The sequence below is a fragment of the Streptacidiphilus sp. EB103A genome, from assembly GCF_041261405.1.
GTDB lineage: Bacteria > Actinomycetota > Actinomycetes > Streptomycetales > Streptomycetaceae > Streptacidiphilus.
In genome coordinates this window covers 200,285-218,694 of the sequence record NZ_JBGCAQ010000017.1, presented here as the reverse complement: position 1 = coordinate 218,694, position 18,410 = coordinate 200,285, and the positions used below count along the sequence as shown (strand labels likewise).

General features: G+C 71.6%; 15 protein-coding genes and 1 pseudogene. 2 read left to right on the top strand and 14 right to left on the bottom strand.

Annotated elements, in window-relative coordinates:
• Positions 1–43 precede the first annotated feature (43 nt).
• The 6 genes and pseudogenes from ABH941_RS27630 to ABH941_RS27605 form a co-directional block, all read right to left on the bottom strand.
• Positions 44–538 carry a hypothetical protein gene (locus ABH941_RS27630; protein ID WP_030256225.1) on the bottom strand — a complete coding sequence of 165 codons (495 nt, stop codon included), beginning with the start codon at positions 536–538 and terminating at the stop codon, positions 44–46.
• 545 nt (positions 539–1,083) lie between these two features.
• Positions 1,084–1,326 (bottom strand): DUF397 domain-containing protein, encoded by a 243-nt coding sequence (locus ABH941_RS27625; protein ID WP_243876924.1) that lies wholly within the window; start codon positions 1,324–1,326, stop codon positions 1,084–1,086.
• A 164-nt stretch (positions 1,327–1,490) separates the two neighbouring features.
• The gene (locus tag ABH941_RS27620; RefSeq protein ID WP_370132238.1) at positions 1,491–2,684 is read right to left on the bottom strand and encodes a thiolase domain-containing protein; all 1,194 of its coding nucleotides are present in this window, start codon (positions 2,682–2,684) and stop codon (positions 1,491–1,493) included.
• Complete coding sequence (locus ABH941_RS27615) at positions 2,681–3,772, bottom strand: thiolase domain-containing protein (protein WP_370132237.1); 1,092 nt, start codon at positions 3,770–3,772, stop codon at positions 2,681–2,683. The genes ABH941_RS27620 and ABH941_RS27615 overlap by 4 nt, the downstream gene beginning before the upstream one ends.
• A pseudogene (locus tag ABH941_RS27610) lies at positions 3,772–4,814 on the bottom strand (Zn-ribbon domain-containing OB-fold protein). The gene ABH941_RS27615 and the pseudogene ABH941_RS27610 overlap by 1 nt, the downstream one beginning before the upstream one ends.
• A 14-nt stretch (positions 4,815–4,828) precedes the next feature.
• On the bottom strand, positions 4,829–5,632 hold the full coding sequence (locus ABH941_RS27605) for a crotonase/enoyl-CoA hydratase family protein (RefSeq protein ID WP_370132236.1): 804 nt from the start codon (positions 5,630–5,632) through the stop codon (positions 4,829–4,831).
• 147 nt (positions 5,633–5,779) lie between these two features.
• On the opposite strand from ABH941_RS27605, the gene ABH941_RS27600 reads away from it, so the two are divergent.
• A complete protein-coding gene (locus ABH941_RS27600; RefSeq protein WP_370132234.1) occupies positions 5,780–7,396 on the top strand; it encodes an acyl-CoA synthetase in 1,617 nt (538 codons plus the stop codon).
• A gap of 471 nt (positions 7,397–7,867) precedes the next feature.
• Here the strand turns inward: ABH941_RS27600 and ABH941_RS27595 are convergent, their stop codons facing one another.
• The 6 genes from ABH941_RS27595 to speB form a co-directional block, all read right to left on the bottom strand.
• A complete protein-coding gene (locus tag ABH941_RS27595; protein WP_370132233.1) occupies positions 7,868–9,427 on the bottom strand; it encodes an acyl-CoA synthetase in 1,560 nt (519 codons plus the stop codon).
• Positions 9,424–10,548 carry a nitronate monooxygenase gene (locus tag ABH941_RS27590; RefSeq protein WP_370132232.1) on the bottom strand — a complete coding sequence of 375 codons (1,125 nt, stop codon included), beginning with the start codon at positions 10,546–10,548 and terminating at the stop codon, positions 9,424–9,426. Before ABH941_RS27590 ends, ABH941_RS27595 begins: the two co-directional genes overlap by 4 nt.
• Before the next feature lie 54 nt (positions 10,549–10,602).
• A complete protein-coding gene (locus ABH941_RS27585; protein WP_370132231.1) occupies positions 10,603–11,592 on the bottom strand; it encodes a serine/threonine-protein kinase in 990 nt (329 codons plus the stop codon).
• A gap of 218 nt (positions 11,593–11,810) precedes the next feature.
• Positions 11,811–13,277: a cytosine permease gene (locus ABH941_RS27580; RefSeq protein ID WP_370132230.1), complete on the bottom strand. Its 1,467-nt coding sequence runs from the start codon at positions 13,275–13,277 to the stop codon at positions 11,811–11,813.
• A 48-nt stretch (positions 13,278–13,325) separates the two neighbouring features.
• Positions 13,326–13,745 carry a nuclear transport factor 2 family protein gene (locus ABH941_RS27575; RefSeq protein ID WP_370132229.1) on the bottom strand — a complete coding sequence of 140 codons (420 nt, stop codon included), beginning with the start codon at positions 13,743–13,745 and terminating at the stop codon, positions 13,326–13,328.
• On the bottom strand, positions 13,742–14,692 hold the full coding sequence (gene speB / locus ABH941_RS27570) for an agmatinase (RefSeq protein WP_370132228.1): 951 nt from the start codon (positions 14,690–14,692) through the stop codon (positions 13,742–13,744). The genes ABH941_RS27575 and speB overlap by 4 nt, the downstream gene beginning before the upstream one ends.
• 110 nt (positions 14,693–14,802) lie before the next feature.
• On the opposite strand from speB, the gene ABH941_RS27565 reads away from it, so the two are divergent.
• Positions 14,803–16,260, top strand: a complete 1,458-nt coding sequence (locus ABH941_RS27565; RefSeq protein ID WP_370132227.1) for a PucR family transcriptional regulator — start codon at positions 14,803–14,805, stop codon at positions 16,258–16,260.
• A 12-nt stretch (positions 16,261–16,272) separates the two neighbouring features.
• On the opposite strand, the gene ABH941_RS27560 is transcribed toward ABH941_RS27565, so the two are convergent.
• Entirely contained in the window at positions 16,273–17,076 is an 804-nt protein-coding gene (locus ABH941_RS27560) for an SDR family NAD(P)-dependent oxidoreductase (protein ID WP_370132226.1), read from the bottom strand.
• Between the two features lie 62 nt (positions 17,077–17,138).
• A complete protein-coding gene (locus ABH941_RS27555; protein WP_370132225.1) occupies positions 17,139–18,317 on the bottom strand; it encodes an acyl-CoA dehydrogenase family protein in 1,179 nt (392 codons plus the stop codon).
• Positions 18,318–18,410 lie beyond the last annotated feature (93 nt).

Below are 18,410 nucleotides of genomic sequence, written 5' to 3'. Positions count from 1 at the left end.
GCTGGCCTCCTGCGTCGGGTCAGCATCGGCCGCTCGGGAGCTGTCATGCCTGGAACATCGCCGCCGGCAGCGGCTTGAGCAGCTTGTACAGGTCGTCGGTGATCGGGCGGTCCCAGGTCGCCACAGTCACCTGGATGCCGTCGCTGCGCCCGAACTGCACACAGGAGCAGCGGCTCTCCGACAGCTTGACCTTCTTCACGATCAGCAGGTCGTCACCGAGCATCACCGGGAAGTCCTCGATCTCGACCACGCCGACCGGCTCGTCGTTGCCGATCGCCGCGAACAGCTGGCGGACCTCGAAGGGCACACCGTCCTCGGGCTCCCGCGCCGGCGAGCCCTCGCACAGGTTGCCGATCAGCATGGACGGACCCCGCCCGCCGAGGAGGTCGTAGCGGAGGAAGATCCCCTGGCAGCTGCCGTCCTCCGGATCGGCGAGCAGGGCCGCTCCGAAGTCACCGGGCCAGTCGCCCGGGTCCATCGCGAGAACGTCGAAGTCCGGACCTGCCGGTGTGCCGGAACGGCGGCGGAGGAAAGCCATGGGGACATGGTACGTGGCGTCCGGACCTGTGCCGACGGCCACCCGTCCGCACCCGACCGATCCCCTCCGGGTGCCGGGTAAGGGTGGGGACGGCGGGCAATGTTCCGTTCATCCCGTGTTCTCGGGCGGTAGTTGACGAGCCCATCACGTTCCGATTACGGTCGGCGACATGGGGAGAGCAGTACGACGTGTCCGCAGAGGTGATGTCGACCTGCAGCGTGTGGCGTCCGCCCGCTGTCCGTGACCCTTGCTCTGGATCGGCGCCATCCTGGCTGATCAGCGGATTCCCCTGGGCCATGGCGGTTTCATGGCGCGGACTCCACCAGCTCCCCCGGCGCAACCGGGCCGATCCGATACCCACCGAGCACGTCCGCGGGTCCTGACCACATGCCGAGACGGCGGTGGTTCCGTGGACGGGTCCGTCCGCTTCGCCGCGTGGGGGTGTGCGAGGCATACGGACCAAAAGGATGCGCCGCGTCGGCCCCGTGGGGGTGGTCGGCGCGGCGCATCCACTGATTCAGGGCCACTGGCTCAGGTCAGGTGACTCAGGTCAGGTCGAACTCACCATCGCGTGCTCCCAGGACAAAAGCCCGCCACTCCGCCGGGGTGAAGATCAACGCGGGGCCGTCCGGGCTCCGCCCGTCCCGCATGGCGATGTAGCCCTCCACAAAGGCGATCTGGACATCGCCAACCCCGTTGCTGCCGGACATCCACTCGGCCTCGCCCAGGTCGAGCTGCGGCTTCTTCCTGTCGGATCCCTCATCGAGCCGACTGCGCTGGGTGAGGATGCCCGCACCCGCACTGTCACCAAAGAATGAGTCGCTTGCCACGTCGTGATCCTCCCGTCTCGTGATGCCACTGTAACTTCCGGCGACGGGCCTGGAGGAGGGCTTTGACGCGATCCACTCCTGTGGATTCGCCCCCGTCCCGGCGGCGTGCGGCAAGGATTCGATCAGCTGTCCGGACGCTCGCTCCCGACCAGCCACATGGAGAAGAACTGGGCTCCGCCGCCATAGGCATGACCCAGCGCCAGCCGGGCCCCCTCGATCTGGTGCTCGCCGGCCGCCCCGCGCACCTGGAGTGCGGCCTCGGCGAAACGGATCATGCCGGAGGCGCCGATCGGGTTGCTGGAGAGCACCCCGCCGGAGGGATTGACCGGGAGGTCGCCGTCCATCTCGGTGACCCCCGCCTCGACCAGTTTCCAGCCCTCGCCCTGGGCGGCGAAGCCCAGGTTCTCCAGCCACATCGGCTCGTACCAGGAGAACGGGACGTAGATCTCCGCCACGTCGATCTGCCGGCGCGGGTCGACCACCCCGGCCTGGTGGTAGACGTCGGCGGCGCAGTCCTGGCCGGCCCGCGGGCTGACGTAGTCCTTGCCGGCGAAGATGGTGGGCTCGCTGCGCATCGCCCCGCCGTGCATCCAGGCAGGGCGCCGGGGGGCGCGGCTCGCCCCCCGCACGCCGGTGAGCACCATGGCGCAGGCGCCGTCCGAGGAGGGGCAGGTCTCCGAGTAGCGGATCGGATCCCAGAGCATCGGGGCCGAACGGACCTTCTCCAGCGTCAGGTCCTGCTCGTGGAGATGGGCGTAGGGGTTCTTCAGGGCGTTGCGCCGGTCCTTGAAGGCGACCAGCGAGCCGATGTGGTCGGGGGCCCCGGTGCGGCGCATGTAGGCGCGCACATGGGGCGCGAAGAATCCGCCCGCGCCAGCGGTCAGCGGGGCCTGGAACGGGACCGGCAGCGACAGGCCCCACATCGCGTTGGACTCGGACTGCTTCTCGAACGCCACGGTCAGGACGGTGCCGTGGACCCTGGCCGCGACCAGGTTCGCGGCGACCAGCGCGGTCGAGCCGCCGACCGAGCCCGCGGTGTGCACCCGCAGCATCGGCTTGCCGACCGCGCCCAGCGCCTCGGCGAGGTACAGCTCGGGCATCATCACGCCCTCGAAGAAGTCCGGGGCCTTGCCGATGACCACGGCGTCGATGTCCGCCCAGGTCAGCTCGGCGTCGTCGAGGGCCCGCACGGCCGCCTCGCGGACCAGTCCGGCGATGGACACGTCCTGCCGGGCGGACACGTGCCTGGTCTGGCCGATGCCGACGACGGCGACCGGCTCCTGCCCGGCCGCCCGTTGCAATGCCGCTGCGCTCATGACTGCTCCCCCTCCAGTACGGCCACCAGGTTCTGCTGCAGGCAGGGCCCCGAGGTGGCATGGGCCAGGGCTCGGCGGGACTCGCCGCGGTGGATCCGGGCGGCGGCCTCACCGATCCGGATCAGTCCGGCGGCCATCACCGGATTGGCCGCCAGCGCGCCGCCCGACGGATTGACCTCGGTGGCGCCGTCGCCGTCCGAGCCGTCGGACAGGCCCAGCGCCCGGCGCAGGATCAGTTCCTGGACGCTGAACGGTGCATGGAGCTCCGCGGTGTCCACCGGGGCGTCGAAGGCCCCGGCGTGGACGGCGGCGAGCCGGGTGGATGGCGACTCTGTCAGTTCGCGAACCCCGGGCTGGTGCGCCTCGATGCGGTGGTCGATGCCGCGGATCCACGCGGGCCGGGGGTGCAGCGCGCGGGCGGTGTCGCCCACCGCCAGGATCACGGCGACGGCTCCGTCGCTGATCGGCGGGCAGTCGTGCCGGCGCAGCGGCCGTACCTCGTAGGGCTGTTCCAGCAGTTCGTCGACGCCGGCGCTGCCCCGCAGCTGGGCGTGCGGATTGGCCTCGGCGGCGCGCCGGGAGCGGACGGCGGTGGCGGCCAGGGCGCGCTCGTCGGTGAGCCCGGCGTCGATCACGGCCTGGGTCTGCAGCGCGGCCAGCGCGATCGCGTCCGGCCACAGCGGGGCGAGGGTGTAGGGGTCGAGCTGACGGGTCAGCACATCGCGGACGCTGCCCGGCGAGGACTTGCCGTAGGAGTAGACCAGCGCGGTGTCGGCCTGCCCGGTGCGCAGCTTCACCCAGGCCTCGTACAGCGCCCAGGCACCGTCCATCTCGACATGGGACTCGGAGATCGGCGGCCAGGCGCCGACCCCGTCCAGGGCCATGGTGAAGGAGAAGGCCCGGCCGGCCAGGTAGTCGCTGCTGCCGGAGCAGGTGAAGCCGATCCGGTCGGTTGTCAGTCCCGTCTGCTTGAGTACGTCATGGAGGACCGGGAGCACCAGCTCGACCTCGGAGAGCTGGTCGGTGCTGCGCCGGTGCACGGTCTGGGCGAAGGCGACCACGGCGACATCCCTCTGCGTGCTTCTCACTACATCCACCTCCGGTAGCTCTCGGGGTCGGCGTCGGGATCGCCGGTGGGCCGGAAATGGCTGATGGCGGCGAGGCTGGGCTGGTCGGAGCGGGCCTCGGGTTCGCGCCAGACGGGCTCCACCCGCTGGCCGACGTGCACCTGGTCGTGCGGAATCCCTCCGATCCGGGCGTGCAGCCCCACATGCGCGCCGTCCAGCAGCACATAGGCGTAGCAGTACGGAACTTCCACATCGAGGCCGCGGGCCGCGATGTTGACGATGCAGAAGGTGGTGATCGTTCCGACATGGGGCAGTTCGACGCGTTCGCTGGTGGCGATGCCGCAGGTGGGGCAGACGCCGCGGGGCGGGATGTAGACCCGGGTGCAGGAGGGGCAGCGCTCCCCGAGCAGCCGCTGCTCGGTGAGCGCGGTCAGGAAGCGGGACTGGGCCGCCCCGGGGGTGTAGGTGTAGTCCAGCCGGGCCGGAAGGGTCACCCGGGTGACGGGTTCGGCCCCGGCCAGGGCCGGGATGCCGGCCAGCAGTTCTGCGGTGTTCATTCCTCCCCCTCCCCAAGCGGCTCGAAGCAGGCGATGTCGGTGATCGCCCCGGTCCGCTGCTCGGCCCAGCGGACGGTCACCCGCAGCCCGGAGCGGACGGCGCGCGGATCACCGCTGTCCGGCGGCGGCGCGTCCAGAGCGTGCAGCATCGCGGTGTCCGCGCCGTCCAGCCGGACCAGCGCCCAGGCGAAGGGCCGGTCCAGCGGCTGGTACGGCCGCGGGCGCTCGTTCCAGGCCCAAGTGGTGACGGTGCCGGTGCCGGGAAGGGCCACCAGCTGGTCCAACTCCTCGGCGGTGACCGGGTCGTACTCGGCCGGCGGGCACAGCACCCGGCCGTCGCTGCCGCGGATGCCCAGGACCACGCGTTCGCGCAGCCCGGTGAGAAAGGCCCCGATGACAGGACCGGTGGAGCGGGTGAAGGGGAACTCGACGACCAGGGGGGCACTGAGCACTTCTGTCTTCTGTACGTCAGATTTCTGCACGTCGGACTTCTGCACCTCGGACATGGCGCTGTCCCTCCTCAGTGGCGGCGGTAGACGGGGGCGCGGTGCTCGGCGAAGGCCCGGGGGCCCTCCTTGGCGTCCTCGGTGGCGAAGATCGGCCAGCCGATCTCCAGCTCCCGGGCCAGCCCGGCCTCCTCGCCGAGGTCCGCCGTCTCGTAGACCGAGCGCTTGACGGCCTCGACGGCCAGCGGCGCGGCCTCGTTGACGGCCTCGGCGAGCTCCAGGGCGCGCTTGAGCGCGCTGCCGTCGGGGACGACGCTGCCGACCAGGCCGATGTCGCGGGCCTCGGCGGCGGTGTAGCGGCGCCCGGTGAGCAGCATCTCCAGCGCGTGGGTGCGCGGGATCTGGTGCTGCAGCCGGACCGTGGAACCGCCCACCGGGAAAAGGCCGCGGCGTACCTCGAACAGGCCGAAGGTCGCGGACTCGGCGGCCACCCGGATGTCGGTGGCCTGCAGGACCTCGGTCCCGCCGGCCACACAGACGCCCTCGACTGCGGCGATCAGCGGCTTGCGCGGACGGTAGTGCCGCAGCATCGCCTTCCAGTGCAGGTCCGGGTCGGCCTTGAGGCGGGCCCGGTAGGGGTCGTCCTCGCTGAACCCGCCGCCGGCCAGGGCCTTGAGGTCCATCCCGGCGCAGAAGGCGCCGCCTGCGCCGGTCAGCACGACGGAGCGGACGTCGTCGTCGGCGTCGGCCTCCAGCCAGGCGTCGTGCAGCCCGACCAGCATCGGGATCGAGAACGCGTTCTTGGCCTCGGGCCGGTTCAGGGTGAGCACCAGGGTGGCCCCGTGCCGCTCCGTGCTGAGGTGTTCAGTGCCGGTCATGCCGGAGCCCTCCGCTTGTGATGCATCACTTTTTGACACACCGTCAGATCTAGAACAGGTTGCAGTCTTTGTCCAGGGCCCGCAAGAGGTACGAGCAAGGGCGTCACCGCTCTGGAGTTCTCCACCTGCGGCTCCTACTCTCCGCGCATGGAATTCAACCTGGCCGATCTGTTCGAGCAAGCGGTTGACCACTTCCCCGCACGTGAGGCGATCACCTGCGCCCGCGCCGACGGGCCCGGGGTGCAACGGCGCACCTTCGCCGAGCTCGATGAGCGCGCCAACCGGCTCGCCCACCACCTCCAGGAGTCAGGCGTCGGCGCCGGGGACCGGGTCTGCGTCTATGCGCTGAACCGGGCCGAGTGGGTGGAGTCGCTGCTCGCGATCTGCAAGATCCGGGCGGTCTGCGTCAACGTCAACTACCGCTATGTCGCCGACGAACTGAGCTATCTGCTGGCCATGGCCGAGCCGACAGTGATGATCTTCCACGAGCAGTTCGCGACCCAGGTCACCGCGGTGCTCCCGGGCCTGCCCGAACTGCGCCACCTGCTGGTCATCGACGACGGCGACGGCGTCGGCGGCGCGGAGGCGCTCCCCGCCGTCCCCTTCGAGAAGGCGATGGCCTCGGGCTCACCCCAACGCGACTTCGCCCCACGCTCGGGGGACGACCACTACCTGCTCTTCACCGGGGGCACGACCGGCCTGCCCAAGGGCGTGGTCTGGCGTCAGGAGGACGTGTTCTTCGCCCTCGGCGGCGGCATCGACGTCACCAACGGACACCGGATGGCGACGCCTCAGGAGATCGTCACCACCGCCTACGAGAACCAGCTCACCTTCTTCCCGATCGCACCGCTGATGCACGGCGCCACCCAGTGGGGGCTGATGCAGCAACTGTTCCGGGGCAACCGGGCAGTGCTGCTGGACCGCTTCGACCCGGGCCGGGTCTGGGCGCTGACCGAGGCGGAGAAGATCAACCTGATCATGATCACGGGCGACGCGATGGGCCGCCCCCTGGTCGAGGCCCTGGACGCGGCGGACGCCGACTACGACCTCGCCTCCCTCTTCGGCCTGGTCAGCAGCGCGGCCTTGTTCTCCACCACGGTGAAGCAGCGCTTCCTGGACCGCTTCCCCAACCTCTACCTGAGCGACGCCATCGGCTCCTCGGAGGGCGGCGCCGGCGGCGTCAGCCAGTACCGCGGCGAAACGGGCGAGCGGGCCGGGGTCACCACCACCGCGATCGGCGACTCCGAGGTCCTGGACGACGACCTCAACCCGCTGCCCGCCGGGGTGGTCGGCCGACTCGCCCGCCGGGGCAACGTCCCGCTGCGCTACCTGGGCGACCCGGTGAAGAGCGCCGAGGTGTTCCGCACCGCGCCCGACGGAACCCGCTACGCGGTCCCCGGCGACTGGGCGGTGCGCGAGGAGGACGGCAGGATCACCCTGCTGGGACGAGGCTCCTCCTGCATCAACTCCGGCGGGGAGAAGATCTTCCCGGAGGAGGTCGAGTCGGTGATCAAGGGTCACCCCGCCGTGTACGACACCGTGGTCGTCGGCGCAGCCGACGAGCGCTGGGGCGAGACCGTGGTCGCCCTGGTCCAGCCCCGGCCCGACACCGAGGAGTTGACGCTACAACAGCTCCAGGACCACTGCCGGGCGCACCTGGCCGGCTACAAGGTCCCGCGCAGACTCCACCTGGTCGCCCAGGTGCAGCGCACCCCGACCGGCAAACCGGACATGCGCTGGGCCCAGGACCTGGTGGCAGGATAGGGGCCGAGCCCGGTCAGCCCGCCGGGCCGGGGCCCGGGGAGCCAGGTCACGGACCAGTGCCCGCGTCCATGGCGAAGAGCCCGAACCCGAACCCGGCGGCCGCGAACATCAGCCCAGCCAGGGTGAAGATCGAGCAGAACACCAGCGCGACCACCAGACCGACCATCGCACCGGCACCGCCCGAGCCGACGACAGCAGCCCTCTCCGGATTTTCGGGGGCAGCACCGGCACCGGCGCGCCGCCCGGCAACGCACGCCCCACCGACCGCCCCCGCTCCTCGTGGTTGCCGCGAGGCGGAGCCGAGCCACCCGAGCCAGGGACCGACCGGCGTGCCCCACGGAGGCGACGGCGAGTCAGCGGGAGCGAACACGCACGTCAGAGACGGCGTCGGGACGGGGGCTCGGTCGCGAAACGAACCCTGCCCGTAGCGGCGGCGCCGCCCCGCCTCCCCCGTCGCTCACCCCCGCCCCCTCACACCTGCCGGACACGCCCCTCCCAGTACGGGTCCCGTAGCCGCCGCTTGTACAGCTTGCCGTTGGGGTCGCGGGGCAGTTCCGGCACGAAGTCGACCGACTTGGGGCGCTTGTAGGCGGCGAGTTGGCGTTCGCAGTGGGCGAGTATGTCGGCTGCGAGTTCCGGGCCCGGCTCGTGGCCCGGGGCGGGTTCGATGACGGCCTTGACCTCTTCGCCCCAGTCGTCGTGGGGGATGCCGAAGGCGGCGGCGTCCGCGACTGCCGGGTGGGAGAGCAGGGCCGACTCGATCTCGGCGGGGTAGATGTTGACGCCGCCCGAGATGATCATGTCGATCTTGCGGTCGCGCAGGTAGAGATAGCCGTCGGAGTCCAACAGCCCCAAATCGCCGACGGTGAAGAAGTCGCCGACACGGTTCTGCCGGGTCTTGCCCTCGTCCTTGTGGTAGCTGAAGCCGCCGGTGCTCATCTTCATGTAGACGGTTCCCAACTCCCCCGCCGGAACCGGCTTCCCGTCCTCGTCCAGTACCACGACCTCGCTGATCGGCCAGGGCTTGCCCACCGTGCCCGGACGCTCCAGCCAGTCCCTCGCGGTGGCGAAGGTGCCGCCGCCCTCGCTGGCCGCGTAGTACTCCTCCACGCTCTCGCCCCACCACTCGATCATCGCGCGCTTGACGTGGTCGGGGCAGGGGGCCGCCCCGTGGATGGCGTGGCGCATGGACGAGACGTCGTAGCGGGCCCGGGTCTCCGGTGGCAGGGCGAGCAGGCGGTGGAACTGGGTGGGCACCATATGGGTGTGGGTGACCCGGTGACGGTCGATCAGGCGCAGCATCTCCTCCGGCGTCCACCGGTCCATCAGCACCACCGTGTGCCCGATGTGCAGCGACGCGGCGGCGAACTGGAGCACGGCCGTGTGGTAGAGCGGGGAGCAGACCAGGTGCACGTTCCCGCCGGCCGGCCTGATGCCGAAGATGCCGAGGAACCCCCCGAGCGCGGTCTGCTCCGGCGGCCGTCCCGGCAGCGGGCGGCGGATGCCGCGCGGACGTCCCGTCGTTCCCGAGGTGTAGTTCATCACCCACCCCGCCGTACGCTCCTCCGGCTCCCCGGCGGACTGCCCCTCCAGCAGGTCGGAGTACGGGCGGAAGCCCGGCAGTTCGCCGACCGCGTAGCGGCGCTCCTTGGGCAGCCCGGCCTCGTCGGCGGCGGCCGTCGCGGCCTCCGCGAAGCGCTCGTGGGCGATGAGCACCTTGGCGCCGCTGTCGGAGACGATCCAGGCGATCTCCGGGCCCACCAGGTGGTGGTTGACCGGGACGAGGTAGAGGCCGGCCTGGGTGGCGGCTAGGTAGGCGGTGAACAGCTCGATGCCGTTGGGCAGCACGACCGCGAAGGCGTCGCCCGCGTCGAGTCCGGCCTCGCGCAGTCCGTGGACCAGCCGGTTGGCGGCAGCGAGCAGCCGACCCGCCGTCCAGGCCTCGCCGTCGGGGGCGATCATCACCTCCCGGTCGGGGTCGGCGGCGGCCTGGGCCCAGAAGCCCACGGGAGATGTCGGCGCGGTGGTCATATGCCCATCCCCCTGTCCGCCACGCGGCCGGCGATCCGGTCGAGCCGGGCGACGGCCCGTTCGAAGCCCCGGGTCAGCTCGTCCATCACCGCCGCGACCGGACGTTCCTCGGTCATCTGGCCCACGATCTGGCCCACCGGCGTGCCGATGAGCTCCGGTGTCTCGTAGCCCTGGATCCGGCTCAGCGCATCGGCGACCAGCAGTCCCTGCAGCGGCATCGGGAGGGTTCCCGGGCTGTCCCGCTGCTCCCAGGCGTCGGTCCACTGGGTGCGCAGCTGGCGGGCCGGCTTGCCGGTCAGCGAGCGGGAGCGGACGGTGTCGCCGGAGCCGGCCGCGAGGAGCTTGGCCCGGAGCACGGGCGAGCGCAGCTCGGACTCGGCGACGGTGAGCCAGATCGAGCCGAGCCAGACTCCCTCCGCGCCCAGCGCGAGCCCGGCCGCCGCCTGGGCACCGGTGCCGATGCCGCCGGCCGCGAGCACCGGGATGGGTGCGACGGCGGCGGCGATCTCGGGGACCAGCACCATGGTGCCGATCTCGCCGGTGTGGCCGCCGGCCTCGTGGCCCTGGGCGACGACGATGTCGATGCCCGCCTCGGCGTGGTGCCGGGCGTGGCGGGCGCTCCCCGCGAGCGCCGCGACCAGCACGCCCGCCGCGTGGGCCTGTGCGATGACGTCCGCCGGAGGATGTCCGAGCGCGCTGGCGAGCAGCTTGATCGGGTGCTCCAGGGCGACGTCCACATGCGAGCGGGCGACGTCCTCCATCCAGCCGGTGATCCGCCAGCCGGCCCGTTCCCCCTCCGCGAGTTCGGGGACGCCGTAGCGGGCCAGGGTCTCCCGGACGAACGCGCGGTGCCCTTCGGGGATCATCGCCTCGACGTCGGCGACGGTGACGTTCTCGACCTTCTTGGCGGGCATGACCACGTCCACGCCGTAGGGCAGTCCACCGACATGGGCGTCCATCCAGTCGAGGTCCTTGGCCAGCTCCTCCGCGTCGCCGTAGCGGACCGCGCCGAGGACACCGAGGCCCCCGGCCCTGGTGATGGCCGCCGCGACGGCGGGGAAGGGCGTGAAGCCGAAGATGGCGTGCTCGATTCCGAGCCGTTCGCTGAGTTCCGTCCTCATGGGGGCAGCATGGCGCAGCCGTTCGCAGACTGGAAGAGATTATCTGACGCTCTGTCAGTTAATCTGTCGGCGACCGCCGCTGGACCAGGGCCGGGTCAGTTCCACCACGGCCGGGTGCTCGCGGACGATGCGGGCCAGCGACACCGGGATGGGACCCATCTCCAGGGCCCACGACGGCATCACCGGCCGCCGGGTCAACGAGGGGGCCAGCCGGCGCAGCACCTCGTCCGCGTCCGAGGGCCGCTGCTCGGGCTCCTTGGCGAGCAGGTCCAGGACGACGGCCTGCAGGCTCTCGGGAATCTCCGGGCGCAGCTCGCGCGGCGGCCTGGGCGGGGTGTCGCGGTGGTCGAGCAGGATCACCAGCGGGTCGCCGACCGCGAACGGCGGTGCTCCGACCAGCAGTTCGTACAGCACGCAGCCGAAGGAGTAGAGGTCGCTGCGGTGGTCGACGTCCGAGCCCTCGATCTGCTCGGGCGACATGTAGTACGGCGTGCCGACCGGAACGGCGCCGCCGCCGAGCCGGGCGGTCAGGCCTGCCTGCCCCGAGCCGAGCCGAGCGATGCCGAAGTCGCAGATCTTCACGGTGCCGTCGGAGCAGCGGACCAGGTTGCCCGGCTTGAGGTCGCGGTGGATCACGTCGCGGGCATGGGTGTAGGCGAGGGCGGCGGCGATCTGCCGGGCGATCGACACCACCTCGTCGATCGGCAGTTGCCGCCCCGGGGCCTCGTCCAGCACCGCGCCCAGGTCGCTGCCGTCCAGCAGTTCCATGACCAGGTAGGGCACGCCCTCGTCCTGCCCGAAGTCGTGCACCACGGTGATGCCGGGGTGCTGCAGTCCGGCGGCGAGCCGCGCCTCCCTGCGGAAGCGCTCCTGGAGCAGCTCGGCCTGGCGCGGGTTGCGGTGCGGCTCGTCGGCGCGCAGGCACTTGATGGCGACCTGACGGCCCAGCGCCTCGTCCTCGCCGCGCCAGACCTCCCCCATCCCTCCACGCCCGAGCAGGCTGATGAGGCGGTAGCGACCCTGGATCAGGGTTCCTTCCTTCACCGCGCTCCCGCCCCCGCTCGCTCACCTGCCTATGCAGTCCACACCCTAACTCCGCAGGAAGTATGGACCCAGAGGGTGACAGCCGGGACACCAGGGGCGGCGACGCGGGTACGACGGGTACGACGCCCACGGCGGAACGACGACGGAACCGCGGCGGGAGTCCGGATCGGACGGATCGGACTCCCGCCGCGGTCGGGCGTTGCGACGGCGCGAGCGCCTCAGCCGCCGGCCAGCTCCTCCTCGCTCAGCGCCATGGCCGCGCTCTCCCCCTCCCGGTCCAGCGAGCGGGCGACCACCAGGTAGGCCAGGGCGGAAACCGCCAGCCCGACCACCCAGGCGATGTCGGTTCCGGCGAGCTGCTGGGCGACCGGTCCGGTGTAGTGCCAGCCGCCCAGGTCAGGAAGGACCATGAAGGGGATCTCGGCCGCGAAGCCGATCGCGTACGCGGTGAGCCCGCGCCAGGCCCAGGCGCCGTAGATCCCGGAGGGGGTGAACAGGTCGGCGATGGCGTAGTGGCCGCGGCGGACCACGAAGAAGTCCACCAGGTTGGTCGCCGTCCACGGCACCAGCAGGTACAGCATCAGGGTCAGCGCGGTGAAGACCGTGGACACCGCGTTCGACGAGATGAGCGTGCCGACCAGGTACCAGACCGCGGCCAGGCCCAGGATGGTGACGACCCGGGCCCTGCGGGTGGGCTTGATCGGGCGGAAGGAGTCGATGCCGGTCAGCACGGTCAGCATGCCGCCGTAGGCGTTCATGCCCATGGTGGCGATCAGGCTCAGCGCGGAGAGCACCGCGGCGGCAGCGCCCAGCCCCGGGATGAAGTGGTCTCCGGCGTCGCGCAGGCCGACCAGCCCGTCGCTGGCCCCGAGCCTGATCGCCAGCCAGGCGCCCAGCGCGATCAGCCAGACCGCAGAGCCGGAGGCGCCGAAGAAGACCGAGAGGATCAGCGACTTGGCCGAGGTGGTCCGCGGCAGGTAGCGGGAGTAGTCCGAGACGTAGGGGGCGTAGGTGATGTTGTACGCGGCCGCTGCGGAGAACTGGGCGAAGAAGGCGGCCCAGGTGAAGGCCAGGTGGGTGCTGGACGTGTGGCCGCCGGCGTGTCCGGTCAGCACCCCCGCCGTGACCAGCAGCATCAGCGGCAGCGAGATGTACAGCAGCCAGCGGAACGCGCGGTGCACCCAGTCGTGTCCGTAGATCGCGAGCAGGATCGCCAGCACCGCGGTGGCCGCGGCCACCAAGCCCTTGCTCCAGCCGAAGACCCCGTTCAGTCCTTCCGACAGCAGCACCTGGTCGGCGACGTTGAAGCCCAGATAGGTGAAGAGGGTGCCGATCAGGACCAGGACCACGCCGCGGTAGCCGAACTGGGCCCGCGACTGGATCATCTGCGGCAGGCCCAGGGCCGGCCCCTGCGAGGCGTGGAAGGCCATGAACAGCGTGCCCACGGCGATGCCGAGCACCCCCGCGAGGATGGTCTGACCGAGCGGCAGCCCGAGCGAGGGGCCGATGAAGCCCAGCGCGATGGTGAAGTACTGGAAGTTGCCGAGGAACCACAGCGGCGCCTGGTGCCAGACCTTGCCGTGCCGCTCGGCGTCGGGGACCCAGTCGATCGACCGGACCTCGACGCCCAGCGCGGCGACGGGTCTGGAGTCCGGCTGGTTCAGTGTGCTCGTTGCTTCCGCCATGGTCGGCGCCTCCTGTTGGTCAACACTGGGGGATGTGCTCGTACGGCCTCAGGCCGCTGCGGAGAGGTGCTCGTGCACGGCGAGCCAGCGACCGGCCCGGAGGTGGAAGACGATGGTCTCCCGTTCGTGCACGCGTTCCTCGCCCGCGTGGGTGGCGATGAGGGTCTCGACGTGGTGGCTGAAAACCGCCGTTTCGCCGAAGACCTGGACCAGCGGCTGGGTGGAGGCGCAGGCCAGTACGTGGAAGCCGTCCTGCTCGACCCAGGTGCGCCACAGCTCGCGGTACTCGGCGAGCGAGGCCAGCCGCTGCGGCGTGGTGGGGAAGAGGAAGGTGGCTTCGGGGGTGAAGGAGCCGAAGTAGTCGTCCAGGCGGTTCCCGGCGAAGGCGGCCACCAGCGCGTCGGCGGCGGCCTGCACCTCAGCGGCCCGTACCTCAGCGGCAGCACCGCCGTTCTCGGCGGCGCTCATGCCTTGCCGCCCAGCGCCATCAGGCTCACCAGGTCGTAGGCGACATGGGAGGCCGCCACCGAGGTGATCTCGGCGTGGTCGTACGCGGGGGCGACCTCGACCACGTCCGCGCCGACCAGGTTGGCGCCGGCCAGGCCGCGCAGGATCTCCAGCAGCTCACGGCTGGTCAGGCCGCCGGCCTCGGGGGTGCCGGTGCCCGGGGCGTGGGCCGGGTCCAGCACGTCGATGTCGATGGAGACATAGAGCGGCCGGTCGCCGATCCGCTGCCGCAGCGCGTCCACCGTCTCGTCCACGCCACGGCGCATCACGTCGGCGGAGGTCACGATGCCGAAGCCGAGGCGGCGGTCGTCCTCCAGGTCGCGCTTGCCGTAGAGCGGACCCCGGGTGCCGACGTGGCTGATCGCCTCGGTGTCCAGGATCCCCTCCTCCACCGCGCGGCGGAACGGGGTGCCGTGGGTGTACTCGGCGCCGAAGTAGGTGTCCCAGGTGTCCAGGTGCGCGTCGAAGTGCAGCAGCGCGACCGGGCCGTGGCGGCGGGCGACGCTGCGCAGCAGCGGGAGCGCGATGGTGTGGTCGCCGCCGATGGTGACCAGCCGGGCGCCGGCGTCCTGGAGTTCCCCGGCGGCGTGCTCGATGGTCTCGACGGCCTCGCCGATGTTGAACGGGTTGCAGGCGATGTCGCCCGCGTCCGCGACCTGCTGGGTGGCGAACGGCGACACGTCCAGGCCCGGGTGGTACGGCCGGAGCAGCCGGCTGCCCTCGCGCACCGCGGTGGGGCCGAAGCGGGCGCCGGGCCGGTAGGAGACCCCGCTGTCGAACGGCACCCCCACGACGGCGACGTCGCAGTGCTCGACCTGGTCGAGCCGCGGCAGCCGCGCGAAGGTGGCGGGACCGGCGAAGCGCGGGACGCGCGAGGAGTCGACGGGTCCCAGGGGGTGGTCGGTCATGGGCCGGTCCCTACGAGTGTGAGGTGGTTCGGTTCGGGGTGGCCCTCAGTGTGCGGTGGCCGGAATGCGGCTAGCAATTGTCCCTGGCATGAAGTAGTAGGGTCAGTTTTGTGACTGACCACAAACTGACCGTCGAGGACCTGCTCTCCTCCCCCGCGCTCCAGCTGCGCGTGCTGGCAGGCGCCGCCGGGCTGCGGCGGTCGGTCTCCTGGGCCCATGTGAGCGAGATGGAGGACCCCACGCCCTGGCTGCTGGGGGCCGAGGTGATCATGACGACCGGGCTCGCCGTCCCCCGCTCCGCCGCACGTCAGCGGGCCTATCTGGAGCGTCTGGACGACGCCGGGGTGTCCGGGCTGGCGCTCTCGGCCCAGCTGCACGTGCCGCCGCTGCACCGGGCGTTCCTGCAGGCGGCCGAGGAGCGCGGGTTCCCGCTGCTGGAGGTGCCGCTCGCGGTCCCCTTCATCGCGGTGGCGCAGGAGGTCGCCGCCGCCGTGCAGGAGGGCGCGGGGCAGCGGCTCGGCGCCCAGCTGCAGGTCTTCGGCGCGCTGCGCTGGCTGGCGACCGAGGGCCTGGAGACGGCCGAGCTGTTCCGCCGGCTGGAGCAGCTCTCCGGCTACCAGGTGTTCCTGTGCACCCCACAGGGCCGTCCGCTGCTGCCCGGCGTGCCGGTGCCCGACCCGGCGGTGCTGCCCGACTCGGTGGACGCCCCGCCGACCATCCCCGGCGGCTTCGCCCTGCCGGTGCTCGCGCCCGGCGGCACGGCGGGATTCCTGGTCGCCTTCGAGCGCAAGGGCGCCCGCCCGGCCGGTCTTGCCGTGGTCCAGCACATCGCCACGGTGGCCGCCCTGCAGCTGGCGATGGTCCGACAGGAGCGGGAGACCCTGCGCCGCGAGGGCGCGGAGACCCTGGCCGAGCTGCTCCAGGACGTGCTGGACCCGGCGACGGCCCGACGGCGGCTGCAGCGGCTGTCGATCGAGGGCGACGACGACACGGTCCTGCTGGTGCTGCGCTCGGTCCGTGAGGACGACCTGCTGCGGGCCCTGGACGAACTGCCGTACCTGCTGCTCAACCGGGGCGAGGAGCGCTATCTGCTGGGGACGCCCGAGCTGGGGGCCGCGGTGGCCGGGATCCCGGGCGTCGCTGCCGGGATGAGCCGGTCCTTCCCTCCGGGCGAGTCGCTGCGGGTGGCTGAGCGTGAGGCGCTGTGGGCGGTGTCCAAAGCCGTCGAGTCCGGCCGGCCACTGGTCCGCTACGGCAACGACACCACCGGACGCTGGCTGCCGGACGACCCGGCGGTGCTGAACGCCCTGGTCGAGCACGTACTGGGCGAGGTGCTGCGCTACGACGCCGCGCACGCGGGCCAGTTGCTGATCTCGGTGCGCACCTGGATGGAACGGGACCGGCGCACCGACGCCGCAGCCGAGGCCCTGCACGTCCACCCCAACACCCTGGCCTACCGGCTGCGCCGCTTCGGCGCGCTGACCGGCCGCGACCTGGCTTCCACCGAGGCCTTCGCCGAGGTCTGGCTGGCGATCCGGGCAGCCGGCCAGCTGGGGCTGACGGACTGAAAGGCTTGCGGCTCAGTAGTGGATGGCTCCCCGGGCGCCCCCGCCGACGGCGATGGCGTCCCCGTTGATCGCCACGCTCAGCGGAGAGCACAGGAAGGCGACGATGCTCGCCACCTCCGCGGCGGTGACCAGGCGGCCGATGCTCACCGTCGACTCAAGCCGCCGGACGAGCTCCTCCTCAGTGATCCCCGCCGCCGCGGCCATCGCGGCGAACTTGGCGGGACTGGCTTCGGTGAGCGTCGTCCCGGGGTGAACGACCGTCACATTGACGCCCCGGGGGCCCAGTTCGTCGGCCAGGTTCTTGGTCATGGCCGCCACCGCGACATTGCGGACCGAACCGACCAGGTTTCCGGCCTGCCGGGCGTTGAGTCCGCTCACACTGACGATGCGGCCCCACCCCTGCGCGACCATCAGCGGTGCCGCGGCCCGCGCGCAGCGCAGATAGCCGAGCACCTTGGTCTCGATCTCGCGGCGGAGACCGTCGTCCTCAAGGTCCGCCAGCGCCGGCGGGGCGCCGGTCGCGCTGGCCGGCGTCGCAGCCGCGTTGACCAGGATGTCCACTCCCCCGAACGCCTCCTCGGCACGGCGGACCAGCTCCCGCACCGAATCGTCGTCGGTGGTGTCGGTGACCACGGCCAGCGCCCGGCCGCCGCCCGTCCCGGCGATGCGCCCGGCCGCCTCCTCCAGCGCTTCCCTGCCCCTGGCCGCAAGCACGACATCCGCGCCCTCGGCGGCCAGCGCCTGTGCGACGGCGAAGCCGATACCCCTGCTGGCGCCGGTGACCACGGCGCGCTTACCGGCAAGCTGGAGGTCCATGCGACAGCCCTTCCGATCAGAGAGGAGGCCCCCATCATGGCAAACCGCGCGCCGGCCGCACTTCAGCGGCGGACCCGGGGCATCCCCAGGCCGATCCAGGAGATGATCTCGCGCTGGATCTCGTTGTTGCCGCCGCCGAAGGTGAAGATGACGGCGCTTCGGTAGCCGCGTTCCAGGTTGCCCTGGAGGATAGAGCCGGCCGAGCCCTCCTTGAGCGAGCCGGCCGCGCCGACGACCTCCATCAGCCAGGAGTAGGCGTCGCGGCGGGCCTCGCTGCCGTAGACCTTGACCGCGGAGGCGTCCTGCGGGGTCAGCGCGTTGCGCTGGAGGGCGTCCACCATCTGCCAGTTGAGCAGTTTCACGGCGTCCAGGCGGGTGTGCGTGCGGGCCAGCCGCTGGCGCACCCAGGGCAGGTCGATGACCCGCCTGCCGTCGCCGAGTTCGGTCTCCCTGGCCCACTGCTGCACCTCGGCGAGGGCGCGGTTGGCCATGGTGGCGTGGGCGGCGAGGGTGACCCGCTCGTGGTTCAGCTGGTTGGTGATCAGCCGCCAGCCCTGGTTCTCGGCGCCCACGAGGTTGCCGACCGGGACCCTGAGGTCCTGGTAGTAGCTGGCGGTGGTGTCGTGCCCGGCCAGGGTGCGGATGACGGTGGTGGAGTAGCCGGGGTCGGTGGTGTCGACCAGCAGGATGCTGATGCCCTTGTGCGCCGGGGCGTTCGGGTCGGTGCGGACCGCGAGCCAGACCCAGTCGGCGGTGTCGCCGTTGGTGGTCCAGATCTTCTGGCCGTTGACGACGTAGTGGTCGCCTTCGCGCACGGCACGGGTCCTGAGGGCGGCGAGGTCGGTGCCCGCGTCCGGCTCGGAGTAGCCGATGGCGATGTCCAGTTCACCGGCCAGGATCCGCGGCAGGAAGTACTCCTTCTGCGCGTCGGTGCCGAACTTCATGATCGAGGGACCGACCGTGTTCAGCGCCATGATCGGCAGCGGGACGCCGGCCTGCGCCGCCTCGTCGAAGAAGACGAACTGGTCGACCGGGCTCATCCCGCGCCCGCCGTACTCGACCGGCCAGCCGACGCCGAGCCAGCGGTCCGCGCCCAGGCGGCGGTTGACCTCACGGTAGAAGCGCTTCTGCGCCTTCGGGTCGTTCAGCCGCCCGTGCGCCTCGGGCGGCATCAACTCGGCGAAGTAGGTGCGCAGTTCGCTGCGCAGCCGCTGCTGCTCCGGCGTGTGGGCGAGGTGCATGGCGATCCCCTCGGGTCGGCACGGCGGCAACGCCGTGGAAGCGGCAGTCGCGTCCGCCGGGCGCCACGCTAGAACACGTTCTAGAATAAGGGA

Coding starts and splice junctions, on each gene's coding strand:
- ABH941_RS27605 (WP_370132236.1), bottom strand. CDS start 5,632: ATGACCGGCACTGAACACCTCAGCACGGAGCGGCACGGGGCCACCCTG.
- speB (WP_370132228.1), bottom strand. CDS start 14,692: ATGACCGACCACCCCCTGGGACCCGTCGACTCCTCGCGCGTCCCGCGC.
- ABH941_RS27620 (WP_370132238.1), bottom strand. CDS start 2,684: ATGAGCGCAGCGGCATTGCAACGGGCGGCCGGGCAGGAGCCGGTCGCC.
- ABH941_RS27600 (WP_370132234.1), top strand. CDS start 5,780: ATGGAATTCAACCTGGCCGATCTGTTCGAGCAAGCGGTTGACCACTTC.
- ABH941_RS27560 (WP_370132226.1), bottom strand. CDS start 17,076: ATGGACCTCCAGCTTGCCGGTAAGCGCGCCGTGGTCACCGGCGCCAGC.
- ABH941_RS27590 (WP_370132232.1), bottom strand. CDS start 10,548: ATGAGGACGGAACTCAGCGAACGGCTCGGAATCGAGCACGCCATCTTC.
- ABH941_RS27555 (WP_370132225.1), bottom strand. CDS start 18,317: ATGCACCTCGCCCACACGCCGGAGCAGCAGCGGCTGCGCAGCGAACTG.
- ABH941_RS27580 (WP_370132230.1), bottom strand. CDS start 13,277: ATGGCGGAAGCAACGAGCACACTGAACCAGCCGGACTCCAGACCCGTC.
- ABH941_RS27630 (WP_030256225.1), bottom strand. CDS start 538: ATGGCTTTCCTCCGCCGCCGTTCCGGCACACCGGCAGGTCCGGACTTC.
- ABH941_RS27575 (WP_370132229.1), bottom strand. CDS start 13,745: ATGAGCGCCGCCGAGAACGGCGGTGCTGCCGCTGAGGTACGGGCCGCT.
- ABH941_RS27595 (WP_370132233.1), bottom strand. CDS start 9,427: ATGACCACCGCGCCGACATCTCCCGTGGGCTTCTGGGCCCAGGCCGCC.